Origin of the sequence: Kitasatospora sp. NPDC057518, assembly GCF_042802075.1 — a bacterium.
GTDB lineage: Bacteria > Actinomycetota > Actinomycetes > Streptomycetales > Streptomycetaceae > Kitasatospora.
The window spans coordinates 1-5,189 of the sequence record NZ_JBHVEU010000553.1 but is presented as its reverse complement, the minus strand read 5'-3'; the positions used below and the strand labels follow the sequence as shown (position 1 = coordinate 5,189).

At 74.9% G+C, this 5,189-nt stretch carries 5 protein-coding genes and 1 pseudogene; 4 read left to right on the top strand and 2 right to left on the bottom strand.

The features are described from left to right. Positions 1-37 precede the first annotated feature (37 nt). A complete protein-coding gene (locus tag ACFU7Z_RS35820) occupies positions 38-1,198 on the bottom strand; it encodes a serine hydrolase domain-containing protein (RefSeq protein WP_380782183.1) in 1,161 nt (386 codons plus the stop codon). A 355-nt stretch (positions 1,199-1,553) separates the two neighbouring features. On the opposite strand from ACFU7Z_RS35820, the gene ACFU7Z_RS35815 reads away from it, so the two are divergent. The 3 genes from ACFU7Z_RS35815 to ACFU7Z_RS35805 all read left to right on the top strand — a co-directional run bounded on the left by ACFU7Z_RS35815 (position 1,554) and on the right by ACFU7Z_RS35805 (position 3,691). Continuing rightward, on the top strand, positions 1,554-1,910 hold the full coding sequence (locus ACFU7Z_RS35815) for a WXG100 family type VII secretion target (RefSeq protein WP_049657205.1): 357 nt from the start codon (positions 1,554-1,556) through the stop codon (positions 1,908-1,910). Positions 1,911-1,948: 38 nt separating this feature from the next. Next, positions 1,949-2,275 (top strand): WXG100 family type VII secretion target, encoded by a 327-nt coding sequence (locus ACFU7Z_RS35810; RefSeq protein WP_049657206.1) that lies wholly within the window; start codon positions 1,949-1,951, stop codon positions 2,273-2,275. Positions 2,276-2,353: 78 nt separating this feature from the next. Continuing rightward, complete coding sequence (locus tag ACFU7Z_RS35805; RefSeq protein ID WP_074004743.1) at positions 2,354-3,691, top strand: EsaB/YukD family protein; 1,338 nt, start codon at positions 2,354-2,356, stop codon at positions 3,689-3,691. A gap of 83 nt (positions 3,692-3,774) precedes the next feature. Here the strand turns inward: ACFU7Z_RS35805 and ACFU7Z_RS35800 are convergent, their stop codons facing one another. Continuing rightward, positions 3,775-4,506, bottom strand: coding sequence for a LuxR C-terminal-related transcriptional regulator (locus ACFU7Z_RS35800; RefSeq protein ID WP_380782181.1), 732 nt, complete (start codon positions 4,504-4,506; stop codon positions 3,775-3,777). Positions 4,507-4,775: 269 nt separating this feature from the next. Between ACFU7Z_RS35800 and ACFU7Z_RS35795 the strand changes: the two are divergent. Then, a pseudogene (locus ACFU7Z_RS35795) lies at positions 4,776-5,189 on the top strand (hypothetical protein); the annotation flags it as partial.

The following is a 5,189-nucleotide window of genomic DNA, read 5'->3' as shown; positions in this document are numbered from 1 at the left end:
GGGTCGTGGTCGTGCCGGTGCGGACGCTCGGACCGGGTCAGCGGCAGAGGGCCGTGTCCACCGCGGCCTTGACATGCTGCTCGGCCGCGTCGCCCGGGATCATGGTCACCGCGACGCCGGCGGCGCGGCCGTCGTCGGTGGCGCCCCCGGAGCTGAAGTAGCCCGGGATGGTCCCGAGGTGGCCCCAGTACAGGCCGCCGCAGGACAGCGGGTTGCTCATCAGGCCCAGCCCGTAGCGGACGCCGGGACCCACCGAGTCGGCGGGGACGGTGGTGCGCATCTCGGCGAGCTGCGCCGTGGGCAGGAGCCGGCCGCCGAGGAGCGCGGCGTAGAAGCGGCTGAGGTCGCTCGTGGTGGAGACGACGGCGCCCGCCGCCCAGCCCCAGGACGGGTCCAGGTCCGTGTATTCGCGGAACGAGCCGTCGGCTTCCTGGTGGTAGCCCTTGGGGTGGGCCTCGCGGATGGTGGTGTCGCCGGGGGTGGGGAAGTAGGTGTGGCGCAGGCCGATGCGGTCGACGACGCGCCGGTTGATCTCCTCGCCGAGCGGCCGCCCGGTGACCTTCTGGATGATCAGGCCGGCCACCAGGTAGTTGGTGTTGTTGTACTCCCACCGCGTACCCGGGGCGAAGTGGGCCTTCTGGGCCAGGGCCGCGTCGAGGAGCTCGCGCGGTTCGTAGTACCGGTTCGGGTTGGCGAGGATGGCGCCCTTGTCCACGTACTCGGGCAGGCCGCTGGTGTGCTGGAGCAGCTGGCGGACGGTGATGCCGCGCCCGTCGATGCCGTCGCCGCGCAGCAGGCCCGGCAGGTAGGTCTCGACGGGCGAGTCCAGGCCCACCTTTCCTTCGGCGACGAGCTGGAGGACGACGACCGCGGTGAAGGGCTTGGTGTTGCTGCCGATCCGTATCTGGCCGTCCGTGGGGACCTTGGCCCCGGTGGCGAGGTCGCCGACGCCGGCGGTGTAGGTGCGGGTGCGGCCGTCGCGGCCCTTGACGGCGGCCAGCGCGGCGGGCACGCCGTCGTCCTTGGCCAGGGTGTCCAGGCTCGACTGGACGCTGTCGGGCCTGCCGCCCGCGAACGCCGCGGTCGGTGCCAGGACGCCGGCGGCCACGGCGGCGGCCGCCGCCACGGCCACCGCCACCCGGTGCCGGCCGTTGCGGCGGCGGAGCGGAAGGCGGTGGTGCGGTGCGTGCTCGTACACGGGGGTCCCCTCTGGTGGTTGGCGCCGGGGATTCCCGGCCTGCGGCAAGAAGACCATTCAGGGGCACGGGAGTTCATCGGTTCCCAGGACGAGAGCGCACCCGGGAGCGGGCTCCCGGGACCCGCCCCGGCCGGGACCGGGCTCCCGGCCGGGGCCGCGGCGGGGAGGGGGCGAGGCCGCGGCGGGGCGGGGGTGGGGAGGGGGCGAGGGACATCCGAAACGGTGACTGGAGGCGTCCCGGGGTGGTGGGGGAGGCTGGCGGCGACAATCCGGGCGTGGTGCTCGCGGCCGCGCCCCGACGGGTGGCGGCCGGCCGCCGCTCGCTCTCCGTCAGCAGACGTCGAAGGGGCCAGGGATGACGACGCCGGGCAACACCACGGGCAGTGGCGGTCCGTCGATGGGCGGCTACAAGGTCACGCCCGACGACGTCTCCGCGGCGTCCGTCTACGTGACCAACCAGGCCGGCGAGATCGACACCAAGATCGCCACGCTCCGGACGTACGTCGCGGGGCTGAGCGGCTGCTGGCAGGGCTCGGCGCACGGCGCCTTCGAGGTGCTGATGGCCGACTACGACATCTACGCGCGCATGATGCACGACGCGCTCACCGACATCGCCTCCGGGCTGCGCGGCAACTACGTCAACTACGTCGAGTCGGAGCAGGCGAACCTCGCCAACCTCCGCAAGGTGACGCTGCCCGCCGCCAAGTTCTGACGCCGCGTCCCTCCCCACCCCCTCCCAGGAGCACCGCGATGAGTTTCTCCGACGCCGTCCCGATCAGCGTCCAGCAGGACCTGGAGCACGCCGGTCCCTACCTCAACGCGCAGGCGGCCGACATCGCCCAGCAGCTGCACGAGCTGGCCATGTACCTGAACCAGCTGCCGGAGCTCTGGCAGGGCGCGGCCTCCGGCTACTACCAGGGGCTCCAGGCCGAGTGGAACATCGCGGCCGAGGGGCTGTTCGGCCCCGACGGCGTGCTCGGCCAGATCGCGCACGCCATGAACGTCAACTGGGCGAACTACAGCAGCGCCGAGTGGGCCAACTCGCAGACCTGGAACAACACCGCCGGCCGGCGCTGAGGCCGGGGCCGCCGCCGTCGTCGTGGGCGGCCGCCATCCGTACGACATTCCGCATGAACGAGGGCAAGAGAGCTACGCATGGCTGACGGGCACTGCCGAGTGACAGTGGTCGGCGAACACAAGCGGGTGGACCTCGCGGTCCCCGCCGCCGCCCCGATCGCGGAATACGTCACGACGCTGGCCCGACTGGTCGGCCAGGAGGAGCTGGAGGCGCTGCCGGCGGCGTGGTCGCTGGCGGTGCCGGGCGGGCCGACGCTCCACCCCGTCTCCTCGCTGCGCGAGGCCGGGGTGCAGGACGGCCAGCTGCTGTACCTGCGGGACGCCGCCGAGGGCGAGTTCGAGGAACCGCTGATCCGCGACGTCGACGAGCTGGTCGCCGACGTCGCCGACTCCTTCGGAGACCTGCGCTGGACCTCACGCGCCCGCGCGGTCTGCGCGACGGTCCTGGGCGCGCTCGGCCTGGCCGCCGCCTGCGTGACGGCCGCCTCGCGCGGCGGCTGGTCCGGCGCGGTGGCCGGCCCGGTGGCGGTCGGCGCCGCGTTCGTCCTGGTCATCACCGGCTGGCTGCTGGGCCGTTCCACTCTGGACCTGCCGTCCCGGCTGGGCCTGCCGATCGCGCTGGCCGCCGTGCCCTGCGCGGCGGTGGCCGGCTGGTTCCTGCCCGACCCCGTGGACGGCAACGCCACCGCGGCGGCGCTGGGGGCGATGGTCGGCGCCGGGGCCGCGCTCTGGGCGGCGCCCTCGGTGGTCGCCGCCGCCGTGCTGCTGTTCGGCGTGGCCGGGGCGGCCGTGGTGGGGCTGCTGGAGGCGGTGCACGCGGACCTCGCCCAGGGCGCGGCCGCGGTGGCCGTGGTCGGCTACGGGATGCTGCTGATCGCGCCCTGGCTGGCCGGCCAGCTGGCCGCGCTGTGGCCCACCGAGCGCGGGTCGGAGGACGGCGCGGTCCGCGTGATGGTGCACCGGGCGCGGACCCTGCTGCTCTGCTGGACCGCCGCGGTCTCCCTGCTGCTGGCCGTCGCGCTGGCCGTGCTGGGCTCGGCGCACGGCGGCTACCCGCCGGCGCTGGCGGGCTGCCTGGCGGTCGCCGCGCTGCTGCGGGCGGGAACCTTCCGGCTGCTCGCCGAGGCGGCCCCCGTGGTGGTGGCCGGCGCGGTCGGCCTGGCCACCACCCTGCTGTTCGCGCCCGAGGCGATGGCGGCTCCCGGCTGGGTCGGCCCGGTGGCGCTCTGCGTGGTCGGGGTGCTGATGGCGGGCACCGGGGTGGCGCTGTCCTTCCGCCGTACGGCGGCCCGCGAGGCCGCGCGGCCGCCGGCGCTGAACGTGCTGGGCACGCTCTGCGGGGTGGCCGCGGTGCCGCTGGCGCTCGGGGTGTTCGGCGTGTTCCAGAACCTCGCCGCGTTCGGACACCACCTGTGAGCCGGACGGCCTGCCGGGCGGACCGCCGCCCGGTCCTGCCCCGGCCGGTCCCGGGCGGCCGGTCGGACGGCCGGTCGGAGGGCCTAGCGCCCGCTGAGCTGGTGGACCCTCAACTGCTCCGGGACGCCGAACCGGAGGGGGTCCGCCACCGCGGCGGGAGCCGTCGGGTCGGGGGAGGCCGCCGGCTCGGGACCGGTCTCGTCGACGTAGCCCAGTTCGATCGCCTTGCGGGTCAGCTCCGCCTTGTTGCCGGCGTTGAGCTTGGCCCGGATCCGCTTCACGTAGGTGTTGACGGTGGCTTCGCTGAGCGCCATCAGCCGGGCGATCTGGCCGTGGGTGTAGCCCTGGGCGATCAGCCGCAGCGTCTCCACCTCGCGGCGGGCCAGGCCCTGGCTCTCGCCGGGGCTGCGACGGCTCAGCTCGGAGTGGAGGTGGCCGCCCAGGCCCGCCGCCAGGTAGAAGCTGCCGCGGGCGACCGCCTCGACGGCGGACAGGAACTCGGTGTCGTCGGCGTGCTTGGTGACGAAGCCGTACGCGCCGGCCTTGAGCGCGGTCAGCAGGTCCCTGGGCTCGGCCGACGGCGAGAGGACCAGGACCGCGCTGCTGGCGCTCAGGGCGCCGATCACGTGCAGGACGGACGTGCCGGAGTAGGGAGTGGGGTCCAGCACCACCACGTCGGGGCGGAGCCCGCTCTCGGCCAGGTCGTGCACGGTGTCCACCGAGGCGATCACTTCCAGCCGGGGGCTGCGGGCCAGGACCTGCTCGATCCCCATGCGTGTCATGCGGTGGTCCTCGACGATGCCTATGGTCGGCATAACCGGCCTTCCCTCTCTCCGTCTCCCGTGCGGTCGCGCCAGCTGAGCCGCGTCGGGAGGTCTGCGTCACGTGCCGTCACTCCGTTCTACGCAGCCGGGGCCTGAGATGTTCGGATCGGTTGCGAGACGGCGACGGCGCCCGCTCGCGCCCGCTCCGTCGAACCATCAGTGTGCGGAGCGGCACGGGCTGTTCGTCCGGGCGCCCGCACCGGAACATGTCGTATTCGGTCGGGGGGCCGCGCGCCCGCCCGCGCCCGTGGAGGTTGATCATGGCTGAGGCCGAGCAGGACGGTACGGACCGGCGGAACATGGTGGCGGCCTTCGTCAAGGAGGTCCGGGGCGGGGACGGCGGCCCTTCGAAGGTGGTGCCGCGCGCCTGGGCGGTGGGCCTCACCGTGCTCGTCGTCGGCGCGGGCGCGGTCGGCGTCGGCATGCTGGCCAAGGGCGGTCAGCACGGGCCGGCGAAGGCGGCGGCCGAGCACCCGGTGACGGCCACCCCCTCGCCGAGCGCCTCGACCGGCTCCGGCCAGCCGGCGCCCGGCACCCCGGGCAACGCGGCCCCGCCCCTGGCGAACACCGACACCGGTGCCGGCGGTTCGGGCGGCAACCCGCAGGGCCGGCCGGCCCCCGCGCCCGGCGACAACGCGCCCGCGCCCTCGGGCGACAACGCGCCCGCCCCGGCC